The organism is Paenibacillus sp. sgz302115 (assembly GCF_056120445.1).
Map to the genome: position 1 here is coordinate 80,241 of NZ_JBVYOK010000008.1, position 20,653 is coordinate 100,893.

General features: G+C 52.3%; 16 protein-coding genes. 15 read left to right on the forward strand and 1 reads right to left on the reverse strand.

Annotated elements, in window-relative coordinates; genetic code table 11:
* Positions 1-4 precede the first annotated feature (4 nt).
* From mraY to AC0LWN_RS16895, 12 genes are all read left to right on the forward strand, one after another.
* A complete protein-coding gene (gene mraY / locus AC0LWN_RS16840; protein WP_474667243.1) occupies positions 5-970 on the forward strand; it encodes a phospho-N-acetylmuramoyl-pentapeptide-transferase in 966 nt (321 codons plus the stop codon).
* Between the two features lie 3 nt (positions 971-973).
* The gene (gene murD, locus AC0LWN_RS16845; protein ID WP_474667245.1) at positions 974-2,392 is read left to right on the forward strand and encodes a UDP-N-acetylmuramoyl-L-alanine--D-glutamate ligase; all 1,419 of its coding nucleotides are present in this window, start codon (positions 974-976) and stop codon (positions 2,390-2,392) included.
* Positions 2,393-2,441: 49 nt separating this feature from the next.
* Entirely contained in the window at positions 2,442-3,539 is a 1,098-nt protein-coding gene (spoVE, locus tag AC0LWN_RS16850; protein ID WP_474667247.1) for a stage V sporulation protein E, read from the forward strand.
* Between the two features lie 8 nt (positions 3,540-3,547).
* A complete protein-coding gene (gene murG / locus AC0LWN_RS16855) occupies positions 3,548-4,666 on the forward strand; it encodes an undecaprenyldiphospho-muramoylpentapeptide beta-N-acetylglucosaminyltransferase (RefSeq protein ID WP_458963661.1) in 1,119 nt (372 codons plus the stop codon).
* 253 nt (positions 4,667-4,919) lie between these two features.
* Positions 4,920-6,203: a UDP-N-acetylglucosamine 1-carboxyvinyltransferase gene (murA, locus tag AC0LWN_RS16860; RefSeq protein WP_474667249.1), complete on the forward strand. Its 1,284-nt coding sequence runs from the start codon at positions 4,920-4,922 to the stop codon at positions 6,201-6,203.
* A 65-nt stretch (positions 6,204-6,268) separates the two neighbouring features.
* On the forward strand, positions 6,269-7,033 hold the full coding sequence (locus tag AC0LWN_RS16865) for a cell division protein FtsQ/DivIB (RefSeq protein ID WP_474667251.1): 765 nt from the start codon (positions 6,269-6,271) through the stop codon (positions 7,031-7,033).
* A 340-nt stretch (positions 7,034-7,373) separates the two neighbouring features.
* Positions 7,374-8,639 carry a cell division protein FtsA gene (gene ftsA / locus AC0LWN_RS16870; RefSeq protein WP_474667253.1) on the forward strand — a complete coding sequence of 422 codons (1,266 nt, stop codon included), beginning with the start codon at positions 7,374-7,376 and terminating at the stop codon, positions 8,637-8,639.
* 63 nt (positions 8,640-8,702) lie between these two features.
* The gene (gene ftsZ, locus AC0LWN_RS16875) at positions 8,703-9,815 is read left to right on the forward strand and encodes a cell division protein FtsZ (RefSeq protein ID WP_474667255.1); all 1,113 of its coding nucleotides are present in this window, start codon (positions 8,703-8,705) and stop codon (positions 9,813-9,815) included.
* A gap of 114 nt (positions 9,816-9,929) precedes the next feature.
* Positions 9,930-10,910 (forward strand): Rpn family recombination-promoting nuclease/putative transposase, encoded by a 981-nt coding sequence (locus AC0LWN_RS16880; RefSeq protein WP_474667257.1) that lies wholly within the window; start codon positions 9,930-9,932, stop codon positions 10,908-10,910.
* Positions 10,911-11,270: 360 nt separating this feature from the next.
* Positions 11,271-12,590, forward strand: a complete 1,320-nt coding sequence (locus tag AC0LWN_RS16885; protein WP_474667259.1) for an ABC transporter substrate-binding protein — start codon at positions 11,271-11,273, stop codon at positions 12,588-12,590.
* 43 nt (positions 12,591-12,633) lie between these two features.
* On the forward strand, positions 12,634-14,445 hold the full coding sequence (locus AC0LWN_RS16890; RefSeq protein ID WP_474667261.1) for a cache domain-containing sensor histidine kinase: 1,812 nt from the start codon (positions 12,634-12,636) through the stop codon (positions 14,443-14,445).
* A 56-nt stretch (positions 14,446-14,501) separates the two neighbouring features.
* A complete protein-coding gene (locus AC0LWN_RS16895; RefSeq protein ID WP_474667263.1) occupies positions 14,502-16,124 on the forward strand; it encodes a response regulator in 1,623 nt (540 codons plus the stop codon).
* 98 nt (positions 16,125-16,222) lie between these two features.
* Here AC0LWN_RS16895 and AC0LWN_RS16900 read toward each other — a convergent pair whose 3' ends face one another.
* The gene (locus tag AC0LWN_RS16900; RefSeq protein WP_474667482.1) at positions 16,223-17,545 is read right to left on the reverse strand and encodes an MFS transporter; all 1,323 of its coding nucleotides are present in this window, start codon (positions 17,543-17,545) and stop codon (positions 16,223-16,225) included.
* Positions 17,546-18,017: 472 nt separating this feature from the next.
* Between AC0LWN_RS16900 and spoIIGA the strand changes: the two genes are divergently transcribed.
* The 3 genes from spoIIGA (at position 18,018) to sigG (ending at position 20,640) form a co-directional block, all read left to right on the forward strand.
* Entirely contained in the window at positions 18,018-18,965 is a 948-nt protein-coding gene (gene spoIIGA, locus AC0LWN_RS16905; protein WP_474667484.1) for a sigma-E processing peptidase SpoIIGA, read from the forward strand.
* Positions 18,966-19,056: 91 nt separating this feature from the next.
* Complete coding sequence (gene sigE / locus AC0LWN_RS16910; protein ID WP_028530613.1) at positions 19,057-19,779, forward strand: RNA polymerase sporulation sigma factor SigE; 723 nt, start codon at positions 19,057-19,059, stop codon at positions 19,777-19,779.
* A 78-nt stretch (positions 19,780-19,857) separates the two neighbouring features.
* Positions 19,858-20,640, forward strand: a complete 783-nt coding sequence (gene sigG / locus AC0LWN_RS16915) for an RNA polymerase sporulation sigma factor SigG (RefSeq protein ID WP_019909334.1) — start codon at positions 19,858-19,860, stop codon at positions 20,638-20,640.
* The last annotated feature ends 13 nt before the right edge of the window (positions 20,641-20,653 follow it).

Genomic DNA, 20,653 nt, shown 5'->3' on the forward strand with positions numbered 1-20,653 from the left:
ACCCATGGATTATCAACTACTTTTGCTGACTATTGCCGTATCCTTTATCCTTGCGGTCATTGCCGCTCCGCTCTTCATTCCGCTGCTGCGGAGGATGAAATTCGGACAGCAGGTTCGCGATGACGGACCTCAATCTCACTTGAAAAAAGCCGGAACCCCTACGATGGGCGGAATTATCATCATGGTGGCGTTCACCTTGTCTTTTCTGAAATTTTCTGTAGTGGACTCAGACTTTTATGTTCTATTGGTAGCTACGCTTGGTTACGGGCTGATCGGCTTCCTGGATGACTATATCAAAATCGTATTCAAACGCTCACTGGGACTGACGCCGCGGCAGAAGCTGCTGGGCCAGTTGCTGGTCGGGGCAGTAATGTGCGGCCTGCTGATCTCCGCCGGTCACAACACCGGCATAAGCATACCGGGAACTGACCTGAGCTTTGACTGGGGCGGCTGGTTCTACTATCCGTTTATTATCGTCATGATGATGGCTGTAACAAATGCGGTTAATTTTACCGATGGTGTAGATGGGCTGTTGTCGGGTGTCAGCGCGATTGCACTGGCTGCTTTTGCTGTGGTGGCTATGCAGGCTACCTCTATTGCGGCTGGAGTCTGCGCGGCTGCGATGATCGGGGCGGTGCTTGGCTTTCTGGTCTTTAATGCACATCCGGCCAAGGTGTTCATGGGTGATTTTGGCTCCTTCGGCATCGGCGGCGCGATCGGCGCTATCGCCATCGTGACCAAAAGCGAGCTGCTGTTTATCGTGATCGGCGGGGTATTTGTCATTGAAATGCTGTCTGTTGTTTTGCAGGTGACCTCTTTCAAGACGCGCGGCAAACGTATATTCAGAATGAGCCCGATCCATCATCACTTTGAGCTTGGCGGCTGGTCGGAATGGCGGGTTGTCGTTTCCTTCTGGGCGGTGAGCCTGGTCCTGGCGGCTGTTGGACTATATATCAGCAAGGGGTTGTAAAGAATGAAACATCCAGATGAGTACCGTGGTGAAGAGGTGGTGGTCCTGGGGCTTGCCAAAAGCGGCGTCCAGGTGGCCAAGGTGCTGCATGAGCGCGGCGCAATCGTAACGGTCAATGATAAAAAGGAAAGAGATCAAAGTCCCGAAGCTTCCGAACTGGAGTCTTTGGGAATTTCTGTTATATGCGGCGGGCATCCCGAGGGGCTGATTCACGAGGGAGTCAGCCTTGTGGTCAAAAATCCCGGCATTCCCTATTCGGCAGCACCTGTAGTGCGGGCGCTGGAACTGGGCATCGAAGTTGTGACCGAGGTAGAAGTGGCGTACCGTCTCTGCGCGGCACCAATGATCGGAATTACCGGCTCGAACGGGAAGACGACAACAACAACCTGGGTGGGCCGTATGCTGGAGGCTGCCGGGATGAACCCTATCGTTGCTGGCAACATAGGCACACCGCTCTGCCAGGCCGCTCAAGAGGCCCACGAGGACAATTGGATGGTCGTTGAGCTCAGCAGCTTCCAGCTTAAGGGGACAGAGACGTTTCGCCCCAAAGTGGGCTGTCTGCTGAACGTGGCCGAAACCCATTTGGATTATCATGGCGGTATGGAGGATTATGTAGCCTCCAAAGCCAAGCTGTTCGCCAATCAGGAGCCAAGCGATACGGCGGTGCTGAACTGGGATGATCCGGTCTGCCGGGAACTGGTGCCTTATATGAAGGCCGGGATTCTGCCTTTCTCGATGACCGAGGAGCTGGTTCAGGGGATATTTGTCCGCCCGGCCTTTGTGCCGGGTACCAATGATGACCTGAAGCGGGTTATCATTTACCGTGATTACACAGAGAGTGAGACGGAAATAGCCAATGTCGCTTCCATCGGCCTGCCGGGGCGGTTCAATGTGGAGAATGCGCTGGCTGCCTGCGGAATTGCCATCGCCGCCGGGGCTGACCCGGCAGTGCTGGGCGGAGTGCTGGCTTCCTTCCGGGGGGTGGAGCACCGGCTTGAATATGTGGCCGATCATTCAGGAGCCGTCTATTATAACAATTCCAAGGCTACCAACTCCAAAGCAACAGCCATGGCGCTGTCCTCCTTCCGGTCACCGGTTGTGCTGATTGCCGGGGGCTTAGACCGCGGCTCCGACTATATGGAGCTTGTGCCTGTCCTTGGCGGCGTCAAAGCGCTGGTGGCTCTGGGTCAAACGAAGGACAAGCTTGTTAAAGTCGCGCAGTTAGCAGGAGTAAAGCGGATTATCTCCGTCGATACTGGGGAGAGCGCCGCCGCCGTGCTGCAGGAGGCTGTGCGGGAGGCTTCCGCCTTGGCGGAAGCGGGAGATATTGTTCTTCTCTCTCCTGCATGTGCCAGCTGGGATATGTTTACATCCTATGAGGAGCGCGGGCGTATTTTTAAAGAGGCGGTGCATAACCTTTAAGTAGGGGGGTGGATAAGCCCCTACTACGGATGCAAGAGGTGTGCTCCTGATGAATAAATCCCGTCATGCGCCCGATATCTGGATACTGGTGGCTATACTCTCCCTGCTGGCCATCGGTATGGTGATGGTATACAGCGCCGGGTCCGTTTTGGGCTTCCGCAATTATGGAGATTCGTTTTATTTTGTCAAAAGGCAACTATTGTTCGCAGGGCTCGGGCTGGGAGCCATGTTCGTCACCGCGAACACCGACTATCTGGTGCTAAAGAAATTCGCCAGACCGGCCCTGATCGTCTGCTTCATACTGCTCGTTCTGGTGCTGATTCCCGGAATCGGCGTTGTACGCGGCGGAGCGCGCAGCTGGCTGGGGATCAGTTCCTTCGGGATTCAGCCCTCCGAGTTCATGAAGATGGGGATGATTCTTTTTCTGGCTAACTGGCTTGGAAAAGACGATTATGACATCTCCACCTTCACACGCGGATTGCTCCCGCCGCTGGCGCTGATCGGCTCCGCATTTGCGCTGATTATGCTCCAGCCGGATCTCGGCACTGGTACCGTCATGTTCGGCGCTGCCTTGATGATGGTTTTTACAGCAGGGGCACGGATGAAGCATTTGTTCTCTCTGGGCGCGCTGGGAGTCGTTGGCTTCGCCGGCTTGGTCGCTGCAGCGCCTTACCGGCTTAAGCGGATTACGGCATTCCTCGATCCCTGGTCTGATCCGCTGGGGGCGGGCTATCAGATTATCCAGTCGCTATATGCGATTGGTCCCGGCGGGCTTGGCGGGCTGGGGCTTGGCATGAGCCGGCAAAAGTACAGCTACGTGCCTGAGCCGCAGACCGATTTTATTTTTTCCATCTTGGCGGAGGAGCTGGGGTTCATCGGCGGGCTGATTGTGCTGGTCCTGTTTCTGATTCTGATCTGGCGCGGCATGAAGGTGGCGATGAGCCTGCCTGACCGTTTTGGCAGCTACTTGGCGGTTGGGATTGTCTGTATGGTGGCTGTTCAGGTTATCATCAACATCGGCGTTGTCATCGGCCTCATGCCGGTCACCGGCATTACGCTTCCGCTGATCAGCTACGGGGGCTCATCGCTGACACTGATGCTCACCGCACTTGGAATATTGCTTAATTTATCCCGTTATGCGAGGTGAAAGACGACATGCGTATCGTATTAAGCGGCGGCGGTACAGGCGGACATATCTATCCCGCCGTAGCCGTCGCCAGGCAGCTTGAGGCTGAAGAGGAAGACTCGTCCTTTTTGTATATTGGAGGGAAGCGGGGACTGGAGAGCAAGCTGGTACCCCAAGAGAATCTCCCGTTCAAATCAATAGATATTACCGGCTTCCGCCGCAAGATTTCAATGGACAATGTGAAGACCGTGATGCGTTTTCTGAAAGGGGTTAAAGCCTCCAAGGAGATGCTCCGGGAGTTTAAGCCGGATGTCGTGATTGGCACCGGAGGATACGTATGCGGCCCTGTGGTGTATGCGGCCTCCAAGCTGGGCATTCCCACGCTCATTCATGAGCAGAATGCAATTCCGGGGCTGACGAACCGTTTTCTCAGCCGTTATGCCGACACGGTTGCCGTGAGCTTCGAAGGAACGGAATCGGCTTTTCCCGGAGGGAAAAATGTGATCTATACTGGGAATCCCCGGGCGACCACTGTAACAACCGCCAATCCGCAGCGCGGCTTCGCTTCCCTGGGCATTCCTGAGGGCAGTACGGTTGTGCTTATGGTTGGCGGCAGCGGCGGAGCAAGAGCGATTAACCAGGCAATGATCGAAATGGCCCCGCTTGTAGGTAAGGGGAATGGTGTCCACTATGTATATGTGACCGGTGAGTCCTATTTCGAAGAAACCCGCAAGGCTCTGCGCCAGAAGCTGGGCGGCGTGCCGAACTGGCTGCACCTTCTCCCGTATGTTCACAATATGCCCGAGGTGCTGGCTTGTACCTCCCTTATCGTGAACCGGGCGGGCGCTTCTTTTCTGGCTGAGATTACAGCGCTGGGAATTCCCTCTGTCCTCATTCCGTCCCCTAATGTGACGAACAATCACCAGGAGGCGAATGCTAGACAACTGGAGCGCGAAGGCGCGGCCGCAGTGCTGCTTGAGAAGGACTTGACCGGCCAGTCTCTTATGGAGGCGGTTCAGAAGATTATCAGTGCGGAGTCTGTACGCTCTCAAATGTCGGAAGCCTCCCGGCGTCTTGGCAAAAGAGACGCCGCTGCGCTGGTAGTCAGCGAGCTGCGCAGACTGGCGGCCCAGAAGAAGCGGTCTTAACCACTTCTTCTGGCGCCGCTGTGGCCAGATATGAATATTTTTGCACATGGCTGCTGAAGGCTGTAGCTGGTTGTTGGCCTTCATTGTCACACACCTGAGGCTACGAACATAGGATAATCCTATAATCGTGACAATCACCCAGAGCACTTTCGGACTGTGAAATGCGGGGCGGGAAAGCTCTCACAGACATTTCGCTAATCCCCGTATGGAAAGTGCCCGGTGGTGGGTGAGCGGTAATCTCGGAGGTGATACATTGGACAAATTGGTGATTGAGGGTGGAAATCCCCTGTCAGGCACCATACGTATCCATGGAGCAAAAAATGCGGCACTGCCGATTCTGGCGGCTAGCCTGCTGGCCGAAGGAGTTCACTCACTGCATAATGTGCCGGAGCTGCTGGACATCGAAACCATGCTGAATATTCTGGAACGGCTGGGGTGCAGGGGAGTGCATGCTGAAGGGACAGTAACGTTAGATACTTCGGCTGCCTTTACCTCCCATGTTCCTGAGGATTTGATGCGGCAGATGAGATCCTCCATTTTTCTGATGGGACCGTTGTTGTCCAGGTTTGGAGAGGTGACGATTTACCAGCCTGGGGGCTGTGCAATCGGAGAACGCAAAATTGACCTGCATTTGCAGGGGCTGAGGCTGCTTGGCGCGGAAATCGAGGAATCGGGCGGGCAGATTTCCTGCCGGGCCGCAAGGCTGATCGGCAACGATATTCATCTCGATTATCCCAGCGTAGGAGCGACGGAGAATATCATGATGGCCGCTGCCATGGCGGAAGGCACGACTACGATATCCGGAGCGGCCAGAGAACCGGAAATCCAGGATTTGCAAAACTATCTGAACCAAATGGGGGCTCAGATCATCGGTGCGGGTACCGATACCATTACGATTCAAGGTGTCAGGAAGCTCTCCCCCTGTACGTACGAGGTCATACCCGACCGGATTGTAGCCGGAACAGTTATGATCGCCGCTGCAGCTACACGGGGAAGTGTGACATTGACCCATACCAATGCCGGGCATTTATCCTCACTCATTCATGTGCTCAGGCGGGCTGGTGTTCAAATCACAGTTTGCAATGATATAATTAATATTAGCTGCATGGGGCGTCCCCGTGCGGTGGAGAGGATTGTAACCTCTCCCTACCCGTCTTTTCCCACTGATCTGCAATCTCAGATTATGGTTCTGCTGTCGCTGGCCGACGGATTCAGCGTTATCAAAGAAACGGTATTTGAGGGCCGCTTCAAGCATGTGGAGGAGATGGCACGGATGGGTGCCGATATCTCCATAGACCTTAACCGTGCGTTTATCCGCGGGGTGCAAAGGCTGTACGGTGCCACTGTGGAAGCTACCGACCTGCGGGCGGGGGCTGCCCTGGTGATCGCCGGTCTCGCGGCTCAAGGCACTACGGTTGTTGAGCAGGCACACCATATTGACCGCGGATATGACGGCATTGAGAAGCTGTTCCAGAAGCTTGGCGCACACATCACTCGCAAAATACCTGTGCCGGGTCCGTTAGATTTGGCCAACTAAAGCTCCCTGTCTCCTTCGGCTTGTTGTGAGGGAAGGAGACAGGGCCTTATTACGGAGATATGAGAATGCCTAAAACCCGTTTACCTCTACTTAAAGAGGACAAGCCACCTAAGAAAGTGAGCCGCAAAATTACAATCATCCTGCTGCTGCTGTTCATTGCGCTGCTGGCCGTGATATTTTTTCGCTCGTCCGTCAGCCGCATTACTGAGATCCATTTCCAAGGGGGCAAATATACCACCCGGGAGGAGCTGCTGTCTCAGAGCGGCCTTACGATTGGAGGACAGTTTTTTGCCGTCTCCAAGGCGTCTGTTAAGGACTCTCTGAAAAAGCTTAAGACGATACAGGATGTAAGTGTGCAGAAGAAATTTCCCGGAGTTGTAACCATAAGCATTGATGAGTATCCTGCGGTCGCTTACGAATTGGACCAGGGAGGTACGCTTAAGGCGATTTTATCCAGTGGAGCTGCTGTATCCGTAAATGAGACCGGAATTGCCGTGGAGAAGCCTATCTTGACCAATTGGAAAGATTCCGACCCGTACAAGGCTAAGCTGTGCCAGGCGCTCGCCGACATTCCCAATGAGCTTACGAGTGACATCTCGGAAATTGTGCCGTCGCCGACGCTCTCTTTTCCAGACCGGATTAAGCTGTACACACGTTCTCATTTTGAAGTCATAACGGCAATATCCCTGCTTAAGGATAAGGTGGAATATTTGAATAAGGTCATAGAGACGGAAGAGCCCGGGCTGATCAAGATGCTTGAAGCGGATTCGTATGTTCCTTTTCAAGCTGCACCGGCTGCTAATGAAGAGAATGCGGACACACTAGAGTAAATAGTCCCTACTATTAGGACCGAAAAAATGCTACAATCGGATTTACGGGCAATAAGCACTATCCCTCTTTTTTCTCCGGATTTTTTGAAGTGAAGGCATAAATTTGGATATCATTTCTTTATTATATATATATTTCTTGCTAAAAACGCTTATTTTACAGATTCTAGTAAGCATCTATGTATATGCGGAATGCTTGTCATATTATTCCACTCAAAAAATTTGTAGAAAAAAGAGGGAAAGGATTAGGTATGTTGAATATGTACAGAGATGTTTCCCGGGACCGGGAACGAGAAATTTTATTACATTTTTATTTTGATTATAACAGGAGGTGCCATAGAGCTTGAGCAACAATGACATCATTGTTAGTTTGGACATCGGTACATCCAAAGTTCGGGCAATTATTGGGGAAGTTACCAATGGAACCTTTAATATTATTGGCGTTGGATCTGCCGATTCGGAAGGAATCCGCAAAGGTGCGATCGTAGATATCGACCAGACCGTTCAATCTATCAAAAGTGCTGTGGATCATGCGGAGCAAATGGTCGGCATTCAAATATCCGAGGTCTACGTCGGCATATCCGGTAATCATATCGGTCTGCAGTCCAGTCATGGTGTTGTAGCCGTCCAGAATGAGGACCGTGAGATCGGCGAGGATGATATCGACCGCGTAATTAAGGCTGCGGAAGTCATTGCACTGCCTCCTGAACGTGAAGTGATCGATGTTGTCGCCAAACAATATATCGTTGACGGTCTTCAAGGCATCCAGGATCCTCGCGGAATGATAGGTGTTCGTCTGGAGGTTGAAGCGACGATCATTACCGGAGCCAAAACGCCAATACATAATCTGCTTCGCTGTGTAGAGAAATCAGGGCTGAAAGTTAAAGATCTTGTGCTGATGTCTCTTGGAGCCGGCGGATTGGCGCTTTCCAAAGATGAGAAATCCATGGGCGCTGTACTGGTAGATATCGGTGCAGGTTCAACGACGATAGCCGTATATGAAGAGGGTTCCCTTAGTGCAACCTCCACGATCCCGATCGGAGGAGAATTTGTTACCAATGATATTGCATACGGACTCCGTACACTTACCGATCAGGCGGAGAAGGTAAAGCTGAAATATGGCTGCGCCTGGATAGACGATGCCGCTTCTGACGTAGTGTTCAAGGTTCTGCGTATCGGCAGCAATGTGGAAAAGGAATTCAATCAGGAAGATTTGGCGGCGATTATTGAGCCGCGGGTACAGGAGATTTTTCACCTGATCCGTCAGGAAGTGAAGCGGCTTGGCTACACTGAGCTTCCGGGAGGTTATATCCTTACGGGCGGCACGGTATCCATGCCGGGCGTCCTGAAGGCGGCTCAGACCGAGCTGGCTGCGTCTGTGCGCATTGCTGTGCCGGATTATATCGGTGTCCGGGATCCCGGATTTACCGGTGGTGTAGGCATTCTGCACACTGTCGTCCGCAGATTTCGCGGGCGGAGCAGCGGCGGCGGAAGCGGCAACAAGAAGACGGTTAGCCGAAACAAGCAGAACGCCGTACCAAGCCAGGATACTGCGAAGAAGCCCGGCTTGGTAGAACGTCTAAAGAATATGTTCAGCGAGTTCATATAAGTGTAAGTCCAGATATACTTGGACCGGCCATCCAAGCACTATTCTAGGGGGAGATGGAACAATATGTTGGAATTTGATTTTGAAATGGAGAGCTTGGCTCAAATAAAAGTCATCGGCGTGGGCGGCGGCGGAAGCAATGCTGTCAACCGGATGATTGAAAACGGCGTTCAGGGTGTTGAATTCATCACAGTTAATACAGATGCCCAAGCGCTGCATATGGCCAAATCGGAGCATAAGCTGCAAATCGGGGACAAGCTGACCAGGGGACTAGGTGCTGGTGCCAATCCTGAGGTGGGCAAGAAAGCGGCCGAAGAATCCCGCGATCTGATTTCCAATACGCTCAAGGGCGCAGATATGGTATTTGTGACCGCTGGCATGGGTGGCGGTACAGGTACAGGCGCAGCGCCTGTTATTGCTGAAATCGCCAGAGAATGCGGAGCGCTGACCGTTGGAGTTGTAACCCGCCCGTTTACTTTTGAAGGAAGAAAACGCTCTAACCAGGCAGAGCTTGGCATTGAAGCATTGAAAGAAAAGGTAGATACCTTAATTGTCATCCCGAATGACCGCCTGCTTGAAATTGTTGATAAGAAAACACCGATGCTGGAGGCCTTCCGCGAAGCGGACAACGTGCTCCGGCAAGCTGTGCAAGGGATCTCCGATCTTATTGCCGTTCCGGGTCTGATCAACCTTGACTTTGCCGATGTGAAGACGATTATGACAGAACGCGGCTCGGCACTGATGGGCATCGGAATTGCCACCGGCGAGAACCGTGCCTCGGAGGCGGCCCGCAAAGCTATCATGAGCCCGCTGCTGGAAACCTCTATCGAGGGTGCGCGCGGTGTTATCATGAACATAACTGGCGGCTCGAACCTCTCCTTGTATGAAGTCAACGAAGCTGCCGAGATTGTGACCTCTGCTTCTGATCCTGAAGTCAACATGATCTTCGGGGCCATTATTGAGGAGAGCATGAAGGATGAAATTAAAGTTACGGTGATTGCCACCGGCTTTGAGCATAAGACATCCCCTGTTGCCCCAAATAGACGTCCGGCGGCGGGCAGTGAGCCTGCAGCAGCAGACAAGAATGCTAATTTGCGCCCTTTCGGCAATCAGACCACGTCTGATCAGCTCGATATTCCGACGTTCCTGCGCAACCGGACACGCGGCAACAACGACTAGCCCTAATTTTATACCAACTTACGGAAGCACCGTATCTGCCATAGCGAACAGCTATGCCGGATACGGTGTTTTTTTGATTTACAGGCTGTTATAATACGGATAACGGGAGTGAATATGATGGAATTGCTGGACCCCCGGGTGGATTTTGTGTTTAAAAGAATATTTGCAAGCGAGAATAATAAGGATGTACTGCTCGCCTTTTTGAACCGTGTATTTATGGATGCCGGAGACTCACCGCTGGAAGAAGTGGTGCTGCTCAATCCGTATACGGATAAGGATGATCCTCTGGATAAACAATCTATTTTTGACATATGGGCTAAGACAGTAGATGGAAAGCTGATTAATATTGAGATGCAGCTCTTCAACAAATATGATATGGAAAAGCGGACCTTATATTACTGGAGCAAGCGGTACTCAGGCCAACTGCAGACCGGGGGCAGATACTCGGAACTCAAAAAATGTGTGACGATAAATATTTTGAATTATAAGGTGCTGCCGAATGAACACACCCACAGCGTTTTTCATCTGCGGGAAGATAGCAGTGGAGCCCCGCTTAACGACGACATAGAGATTCATTTTCTGGAACTGCCCAAGCTGACTCAGCCTGCTGTCCCCGGTGAAGGCGGTCTGATCAACTGGCTGCTTTTTTTGAAAGGGAACGATAATTCGAATTGGGAGGTACTCAGGATGAACGAACCGGCTTTGAGAAAGGCGATGGAAACGCTGGAGTTTTTGAGTCAGGATTCGGAAGCCCGGCGTAAATATGAAGACCGTCAGAAGTTCCTGCATGACGAAGCCTCGCAACGGGACGGTGCACAAAGAGAAGGTTTTGCTAAAGGATTGCAAGAAGGGATTAAGGAAGGGATTAAGGAAGGAAGAATGGAAGGGATTAAAGAAGGTAAGAAGGAAGGCTTAGAGTTAGGTAAAGTGGAAGGCTTGAAATTAGGGAAAGAAGAAGGCTTAGAATTAGGAAAAGTAGAAGGCTTAAGAGAAGGAAAACTGGAAGTTGCAAGGAATCTGCTGGCTATGGGGCTAGACCGCTCAGCTATACAGACAGCGACAGGGCTGACGGATGAGGAAATGAAGTCTATCTGATACAAATAAACAGCACTCCCAGCAGAGATCACCGAAGATCCAGTAAGTAGTGAATGCACGTAAAATTCAGTGAGGGTGGCTGTCCATTAGACCAGTAAACAGGTGCTTGGGACAGCCTCTTCGATGTTAGTGAGTCTTGGCGAGAACGGCGTGTAGATCTATCTATTGGCGGGGCCGGGACATTGCAGCCCGGGCATAACCCGGAGTATGAAGCTGATAAGGACCGGAGTATTTTAAGAAGGCTGACGAATATATACGTTTGATTGCTCTAGTTGAAAGCGCTGTTAATATGATGCTTTTGGAAGATGGAAGCCTGAGAGGCGTATCCGTTGCGGAGGCTGTATGAAGAAGGGGAAGCTGATGGGTAACAGAATAAATTCAACAACCGGCAAGGCGTTACTCGTTGCGGTAATGCTTGCACTCACGTCGGCTTGCAGCTACTTTCCCTTTCATGGAGACAAACAAGCGGCGAAGGCGGAGAAGACTGTCATCCGTTTCTGGGATGAGAATGCCGGTCCGAGCCGCACTCCATATTACCTGGAGCTGTTCCGCCGCTTCGAGAAGCTGCATCCAAATCTCAAGGTAGAGTATGCGGGGATTCCGGTCAGCTTCAATAAGCTGAAGTTCGATATGGCCATCCTGTCCGGCGATACGCCGGATGTGGCCTCAATGAACGCGGAGTGGTTGGCCGGATTTGCTGAGAAGGGCGTTCTTCTTCCACTGGACGGCTATTATGCGCAGTGGCCTGAACGTGAGCAAATCGCGGACCGGTTCATTGCGTTCAACCGGGGGCTGGCCCCGGACGGCAAGCTGTATCAAATTCCCGGCACGTTCTTCTTCGATGTATTGTGGTACAGAAGCGACCTGCTGCGGGAGGAGGGGCTTGCGGTTCCGCAATCCTGGGATGGCTTCTTCCAGGCAGTGGACCGTTTGGATAAGCCGGATCAGGGCCGGCACGGCTATAGCCTCCGCGGTGGGGCGGGCAGTATTACACAGCTCACGTCTCTGCTCTATGCATATTCCGGCATTACGGAATATTTCACGAAGGATGGCCGCTGCACGATCAACGATCCGCGCCATCTGGAGTTTCTGCGCCGGTATACGGCTCTTTACGGCAGCCGCACGAAAACTAGCGATATTCTGAACGGCTACAAGGAGATGGTGGCGGCATTTGATTCGGGAGCCTCGGCTATGTTCACCCATAATTTTGGCTCCTATCGGGACCATCTGTCCGCTCTTGGAGCAGCCAACGTAGGAGCAGCGCTATTACCCCGGTCGGTAAACGGGAATCGCGTGATGACGTTGACCGCCAACGGCTATGGGATATTCCGCTCCTCTGCCAATCCGGACGCTGCCTGGGAGCTTGTGAAATTTCTGCTGTCGGAAGAGAGCCAAACCTATTGGAACCGCAATGTGGGACAGCTCCCTACGAATCAGCAGGCGCTGCTGCAGAACTTTATTCAGGACACCCCTTTCTTGAAAGAGGCTTTATTGGCAATGGAGGACAGCCGTACAGTGATGCTGCGGGTTCCTTATAATTTGCCCAATTATACCGACATTATCCAACAGCGGCTGGAGCCTAATTTTCAGAAGGTTCTGTCCGGCTCCATGACGGCAGAGGATTTTCTCAACGATTGGGCGCAGGTAATGGAGCAGGCCTATTCCCATTATCATCAATGATCCTGCTGTATGCATGACCGGAAAGAGGAGGACCTGGAATCACATGTTCAAACGAACGCTGAAATCGACCTTTCTGCTGTTTTTCATTCCGCTTATTCTGGTGTTTGTTACTGTGACTGGCATGGTATCCTACTTTCTTGCGTCATCACAACTGCGGGCTAATGCGGAATCCAGCATTCAGGATACGCTGACCCAGACCAAGAATTACCTGAATGAGAAATTATCCGTTGTACTGGCCGAGTTAACGGCTATCGACAACAGCAGCGAGCTTCGCGCTCTGATGCAGCGGGCGGATAAGCCCGATTTTCAAATGACACCGGAGGATTATCTGGTGCTGAGCCGCCATTTGGATACGGCATACGCCAATCTGTACAGCATCATTGATTCGGTCTATTTTTACTACAAAGACGGGCAGCTTGCTTTCTACCGCAAGGATTATCTGCAGACAGAGAATGTCAGGCCTCCTGCTGAATTCGAGTCCCTGCCTTACACCACCTCCTCCTGGGTGTATTGGCTGAATCTTCATCCGAGTCAAAGGGATGCAGCGGGGGAGCAGGTGATCAGCCTGTACAAATGGGAGGAGGGCAAGGAGGGGCCCCGGGAAGGCATTCTGGTGATCCAATTGAAGGAACGGCTCCTTCAAAGCCTGCTGTCCGCGCCTGAGATCAGTCCTAACGGCTACCTGCTGGCTGCCAGCCAGGACGGGCTTGTCCGCTTCAAGACAGTGAAAAACCTCTATGCGATGGATGAAACGGCACTTCAGAAGAAGCTGCTGGCAGCTCCCGCCGGGAAAGGGCGTTTTGAAACGGAGAGTCTGACCGGCCGCAAGCTGACGGTGATATACGATACCATAGGGATGAACAAGTGGAAGCTTGCAGCCGTCTATCCCCAGCAGGATCTGTACACCAAGTTCCGTTCGATCAGGGTGGCGATCCTCTCTGTTATGGGAGCTGTACTTTTTCTCGCCGTGATCCTGTCGGGATGGATTGCCGGCAAAATCACAAAACCGCTATCCCAGCTCACCCGGGCGGTGAACGCCATCGACCAGGGCCATCTGGAGGTGAAGCTGTTCGAGCATCCCAATCAGGAAATTTCCATTCTGAACAAAAGCATCCGGGATATGCTCCGACGTATCCAGGAGCTGCTCGGCCAGGTTGAGCAGGAGCAGGAGCAGAAACGGCTGACCGAGCTGTCAGTGCTGCAGGCGCAGATTCAGCCCCATTTTTTGTACAATACGCTGTATTCAATTAAAAGCCTGTGCGAAATGAATGAAATAGAAGACGCTTCACGCATGCTGACGGCGCTGTCCCATTATTACCGGATCAGCATTAGCAAGGGCAGCCGAATTATACCCGTTACAAGTGAAAGGGAGCATATCATTCAGTACTTGTACATTCAGCAGATGCGGTATGGCGACACCTTTCGTTATGAGCTGGAATTGGAGGAGAGGATGCTCTCTTGTCCCGTGGTGAAGCTGACACTGCAGCCGTTGGTGGAGAATGCCATCTATCATGGGGTGAAAAAGATCCGGCATCCGGGACTGATTGAGGTGCGGGGCTGGTTGTCGGGGGCCGACGGTTACTTCGAGGTGCGGGACAATGGATATGGCATGGAACCGGAGCGTCTCCAGGCGCTCCGCGAAGGGCTGGAGCAGGATGCTGCTGCAGCAGACGTCCATGCCGAGGAGTCCTCACAGGTAGGCTACGGGGTCCGCAATGTGCACCGTCGGCTCCGGCTTCACTATGGGCCGGGCTACGGCCTCACTTATGAGAGCAAGCTGGGACAAGGAACGACGGTGACGGTGAAATTCGCTGTTCAGCCGCCGCTTGCAGAGGCGTCATCCAAGGAGTGCTGAATGCTGATAAAGCTTGGAAGAGCCGTCTGAGATTAGGTCGGAGAGGGGAAGAAGCCATGAGGAAGCTGGTGATACTGGACGATGACCAGATCATATTAAGAAGACTTTCCAAGGGAATAGCCTGGGAGCAGCATGGGTTTGAGCTTGTGGCTGCCCATACCAACGGGGAGGACGGACTGGCTGCCATTGAACGGGAGCGCCCCCAGATTGTGCTGACGGACATACGAATGCCGTTTATGGATGGGCTGGAGCTGACGGAGCTGCTTAAAGAGCGGTATGCGGACATCAAGATCATCATGATGACCAGCTATGATGAATTTGAATTTGCGCAGAAGGCGCTGAAGCTTAAGGTATTTGATTTTATCTTGAAGCCTCTTGACGAAGACCGGCTGATCGAAACCGTCAACCGGGCGGCTGAAGAGTGGGAGCGGGAGCATGTTCTCGCCAAAAAGGTCATGGAAGGAGTGCCGCTGTTAAAACAGCGTTTCCTTGAGAATTTGCTGTACAGGCGCTACAAGCAGGAGGAAATCGAGCGGGAGCTGGCTTTTCTTGACCTGCATTTGCACTGCTCCCGTTATTCGGTAATTTTGCTGCTGGCCGATGAGTATTATGAGACAGGGGAACAGAGCCGCTACAGCCAGGAGCTGTTGAAATATTGCATTCATAATGTGGCTGAAGAGGTTCTCCAAGGCGAAGGAGGAGTGCCGTGTACCGGTGGGAATGGCAGTCTGGTCTTTGAATCCATCAAGGAGGCCATCATCATATTGTATGGTCATGAGCACGGTGCTGATGATTCGGTGTCAGAACGCGAGGCACTGCTCCTGGCCGAGCTGATTCGGTGCCATGTTGAGACTTATCTGAAAACAACGGTAACGGTCGGCATCGGCTCTGTAGTCAACCGGCTGGAAGAACTGGCCTTATCTTACCGGGGTGCTCTGGCTGCTACCGAATACCGGCATTTAACCGGAACCAACCAGGTGTTCCTGTACCGGGACAGCCTGATCCGCCCGCCTGTTGAGATTGCGCCGGGAGAGTTGGCGGGGTGGGAAGCGCAGTTGACCATGAAAATCAAGGCCGGCCTCGAGCAGGAGGCGCTAACCGTCATAGACCGGCTGGAGGAAGAAATACGGGTCAGAGCAAACGTGACTTTGGAGCGCCTGCATCTCTTTGGCATGGAAATGGCATTTATACTGATTAATGCTTTCTCGGATTGGAAGGAGCCGCCTTATCCGCATAATGCAGCGGAGATCCTATTTGATGAAATCCGCCGTCTCCGCACCGCGAAGGAGATATTTGACCGTATCCGCCTCTTTGTCATCAAGCTGTCGGCGGCTGTGCGGGAGCGCCGCTGCAGCCAGCAGAATCATCTGGCCGACCAGGCGGTAGCCTACATCCGGGAGTGGTATGGCAAGGAGGGCCTGTCTCTTCAGGAGGTGGCGGATCACGTGCATGTGAGCACTACCTATTTAAGCACCATTTTCAAAAAGATAACCGGGGTGAACTTCAGCGATTTCCTGACGGAGACCCGCCTGCAGGCGGCTATGGAATGGCTGGGCAAAGAGAATTTAAAGACCTACGAGGTAGCAGAGCGGGTAGGGTACGGGAACCCGCAGTATTTCAGTGTCAGCTTCAAGAAGCATACCGGCATGACTCCGTCGGAATTTCGGCAGTCCCGGTAACAGTGCTGCAAAAAATTATACAAGGGCGGCAAAACAAAGAGGATGTACCGACAGCCATGCTTGGCTTTAGGTACATCCTCTTTGCGTTGTGGAGCTGCTTAGCCGCGGGTCTGAAGCTCGGAGACAATCTCTGCATGCTTTTGGTCCGTGAGCTTATACATGAGGCCGATAACCAGCATGGCAATGGTCAGAGCAAATGCCGGATACAGGAGCAGCAGTCCTTTGATTCCAAGCAGGGTGCCGGCAGATTGCGCCACATTCGGAATATATCCGATCAAGCCCAGGCCAATCCCCGAGAGAAAACCGGACAGCGATTGGGCCAGCTTCCGGGAGAAGTTGAACAGGGAGTAAGTGGTGCCTTCCTTGCGCTCTCCCGACTTCCATTCGCCATAGTCGATAATATCGGACACAAGCGCCCAGGTGATGCCGTTCGGGATGCTGATGCCGATGAAGGCAATGCTTGCGAGAATAGTGAAGATATAGATGTTGGACGGCATAAAGAAGTTGAGGCTGTCCGCCGCGACGCTGATCAGCATTCCGAGAATGGCGGTCTGCTTTTTACCGAACCGCTTAACCAGTCTGGGCAAAAGAAATACGCCGAGGAAGGAGGAACCGATGATGATAAAGTTCATGTAAGACATAAGCTTCACATTGCCCAGATTATATTGCGCGAAATAAATTAGCATAGCCGATTTCAGATTATAGGCCGAGATGGTGAAGACGGTCATCAGCACCAGGACAAGCAGCGGTTTGTTGGCAGCAAAGGTCTTGATAATGGCTTTGGCGCTGAGCTTCTCCTTGGGCGGGCTTTGCGGAACAATCCGCTCCTTGCAGTTGCGGTAGCAGATATAGAAGGACGCGATGCCGATTAACGACATGGCTCCCATTACTACCGGATATCCCAGATGTGCGTTGGAAAACAGCAGGATAAGCGGCATGACGATGACGCTGGTGAAGAACAGGGCGCCCAGGGAGCCCGCCTGCCGGAAGGAGGCTAAGGAGGTCCGTTCTGCTGAATTCTGTGTCATAGATGCACTCAGGGAGCCATAGGGAATGTTCGCGAAGGAATAGCCAAGGCCCCAAAGCATATAAGAAGCATAGGCGTAGACCAGCTTGCCGGTGGGCGAGACATTCGGCGAAATAAACGTCAGCACAGTCAATATAGCAAGAATAATGCTGCCAATTAAAAGATAGGGACGGAACTTGCCGCGGGGGCCGATGTTTTTGCGATAGTCGATGGAAGAGCCTACGATTGGGTCGCAGACGGCGGCGAACAGCTTGCTGGCCAGAAAGATTCCTCCTGCCGCCGTTGCCGGAATTCCTGCTACATCCGTGAAAAATTTCAGCAGGTACAATTGCCCCAGGTCAAACATAAAGCCATTGCCGAAGTCTCCGAATCCATAGGATATCTTCTCTTTCATACTAAGTCTCTGGTTCTTCCCGGTCACCGACTGCTCCAGCTCATCATATCCCTCTTTCAGAGCCATACTCATGGTTTAACACTCCTCGTTGTTATTTAAGCCCCAGTCGCTTGGTTTGCACTTTATTTCACATGAAGAGATCTGAAGCCGTTTTGCTGCGGGGCGTGACCTCATTATACGGACTGCTGATTTATTCAAGAATGGAATATCTTGTGGGAAGTGTTTGAGATTTTCACCGGTTGGCGGGGGTTGTGAGCGTATTGTGACAAAGCGGTAAGGACAGAAAGGACCGCTATGAATATATAGGTGAGAATGGGGGATGCCTCTATAAATCGACAAAAAAACCTCAGGAATGCCCCCCAAGTTTAGACAGACTTTGGATGCGGGTCTTTCTATACTAATCATATCGTCCAAAAAGAGAGCCTGATCTTCAGTCTTTCGCATACTATCCGTTTGCAGGCAGGTGAGTACACTGGTTGTTTATATTGACTTGATTTTCGCTGCCAATCTGCTGATCGACGGAATTCTTTTATGGCTGACGGGCTGGCTGGTCAAGCTTAAAGTCTCTTGGTGGCGGCTCTCCCTCTCCGCGCTGGTTGGCGCACTTTATGTGGTGATGATGTTTGTGCCGGAGCTTTCTTTCCTGTACACCTTCCTCATCAAGTTTGGATTGTCGGTGGTGATGCTGTGGATTGCTTTTGGATTCAGGAGTCTGCAAAGCTACCTTCGGGTGCTGGGGGCTTTTTATATTATTAATTTTGCAGCAGCGGGCGGGATTGTCGGGATTCACTATTTGCTGCAGAGCTCCGGCGAAATCTGGAACGGTATTCTGTTCACCTCTTCGGGAGGCCAAGCTTACCGCCTAAAAATCGGCTTCTGGTTCGTGCTTGCGGTCCTGCCTCTGGTGCTGCTCATCTTCAAGTTCATCCAGTCCTCAAAAAACAGGAGAGAGCGGCTTGAAACGTACATCGGCGAAGTGTGCGTTGAGATTGATGGGGTGAGTGTGACCTGCCCCGGCCTGCTGGACACCGGCAATCGTCTGAACGATCCTCTGACTAGGATACCGGTGATGGTGATGGAGGCGTCACTTTGGGAGGGGCATTTGCCGGCCTCATGGAAAGGGAAAATGACTCAAATGAGCGCCGATAAGCTTCTGCTGGAAACGGACGGGCAGTCTTTTGCCTGGCAGGACAGAATGCGGCTTGTACCCTATAGGGGGGTTAACCGCGGGGCATCATTTATGCTGGCGCTGAAGCCTGATCTGGTGACGATAAAGCTGGGTGAAGAGAGTTTTTATATTCAGAGGGTTCTTATCGGGCTGGATGGCGGGACACTGTCGGGAGAAGGAGCGTACCGGGCGATCATCCATCCTGACCTGACTCAAAAAGAGTCTGCTGCAGAGGCGGCGGTGCCTTCCTGAGCATCGCTTATGCCGCAAGCTGCTTCCGAAATGGGAATATGGGATCGAGCAACTAACTCAGGGTAACTGTGCACTTCTTGGAGGAGGAACAATAATGGTCAAATGGAAGATTGCGTTGCAACTGCAATATTACCGCATGCTGTTTCTGCTGGGGCTGAAGAGCCAGGAAATCTATTATATCGGCGGCAGTGAGGCGTTGCCACCCCCGCTGACGCGGGAAGAAGAAGAGTACCTGCTGCAGCGGCTGTCAAGCGGCGATGCGGCAGTCCGGGCCATGCTGATTGAACGCAACCTGCGGCTGGTGGTCTATATCGCCCGTAAATTCGAGAATACCGGCATCAATATCGAAGATCTGGTTTCGATCGGGGCGATTGGTCTAATTAAGGCGGTTAATACCTTTGACCCGGAGAAAAAAATCAAGCTGGCGACCTATGCCTCGCGCTGCATCGAAAATGAGATTTTGATGTACCTGCGGCGCAACAGCAAAACCCGGAGCGAGGTCTCCTTTGATGAGCCGCTGAACATTGATTGGGACGGCAACGAGCTGCTGCTCTCGGATGTGCTGGGGACGGAGAATGACACCATCTACCGGAACATCGAAGAGCAGGTAGACCGCAAGCTGCTGCAAAAGGCGCTGGAGAAGCTCAGCGAGCGGGAACGGCTGATTATGGAGCTGCGTTTTGGGCTGCGCGGTGGCGAAGAAAAGACACAAAAGGACGTAGCCGATCTGCTCGGCATCTCCCAATCCTACATCTCGCGCCTGGAGAAAAGAATTATCAAGCGGCTCCGCAAGGAGTTCAACAAGATGGTGTAAGCTTATGAAAGCAAGGAATAAAATGCCCGGCCGGGGAGATAATGTACAGTAATGTTTCTCCTTGGGAGGTAAATCATCATGACCCGAAACAAAGTCGAGATTTGCGGTGTGGACACCGCCAAGCTGCCCGTTCTGACCAACGTGGAAATGCGGGAACTGTTCACTTCGCTGCAGCAGCAGGGCGAGCGATCCGCCAGAGAGAAATTGGTAAACGGTAACCTTAGACTCGTTCTTAGCGTTATTCAAAGGTTCAATAATCGGGGAGAGTTCGTTGACGATCTGTTCCAGGTAGGCTGCATTGGTCTGATGAAAGCCATTGATAACTTTGATCTATCGCAAAATGTGAAATTCTCTACCTACGCAGTGCCGATGATCATCGGTGAAATCCGCAGATACCTGCGTGACAACAACCCGATCCGGGTGTCGCGTTCACTGCGCGATATTGCCTACAAAGCGCTTCAGGTACGTGACAGCCTGACGAATCAGAATTCACGGGAGCCGACGATATTTGAAATTTCCGAAGCGCTTGGTGTTCCCAAAGAAGATGTAGTGTTTGCGCTTGATGCTATCCAGGACCCGGTTTCCCTGTTCGAGCCGATTTACCACGACGGTGGCGATCCGATTTATGTGATGGACCAGATCAGCGATGACAAAAACAAGGATGTATCGTGGATCGAGGAAATTGCACTGCGTGAAGCTATGCAGAGGCTGGGCCAGCGGGAGAAACGGATTTTGTCGATGAGGTTTTTTGAAGGGAAAACCCAAATGGAGGTAGCGGATGAAATCGGCATTTCCCAGGCTCAGGTGTCGCGGCTTGAGAAATCGGCTATCCAGCAAATGCAGAAGCATGTTAAGTCTTAAACAAACCTAGCGG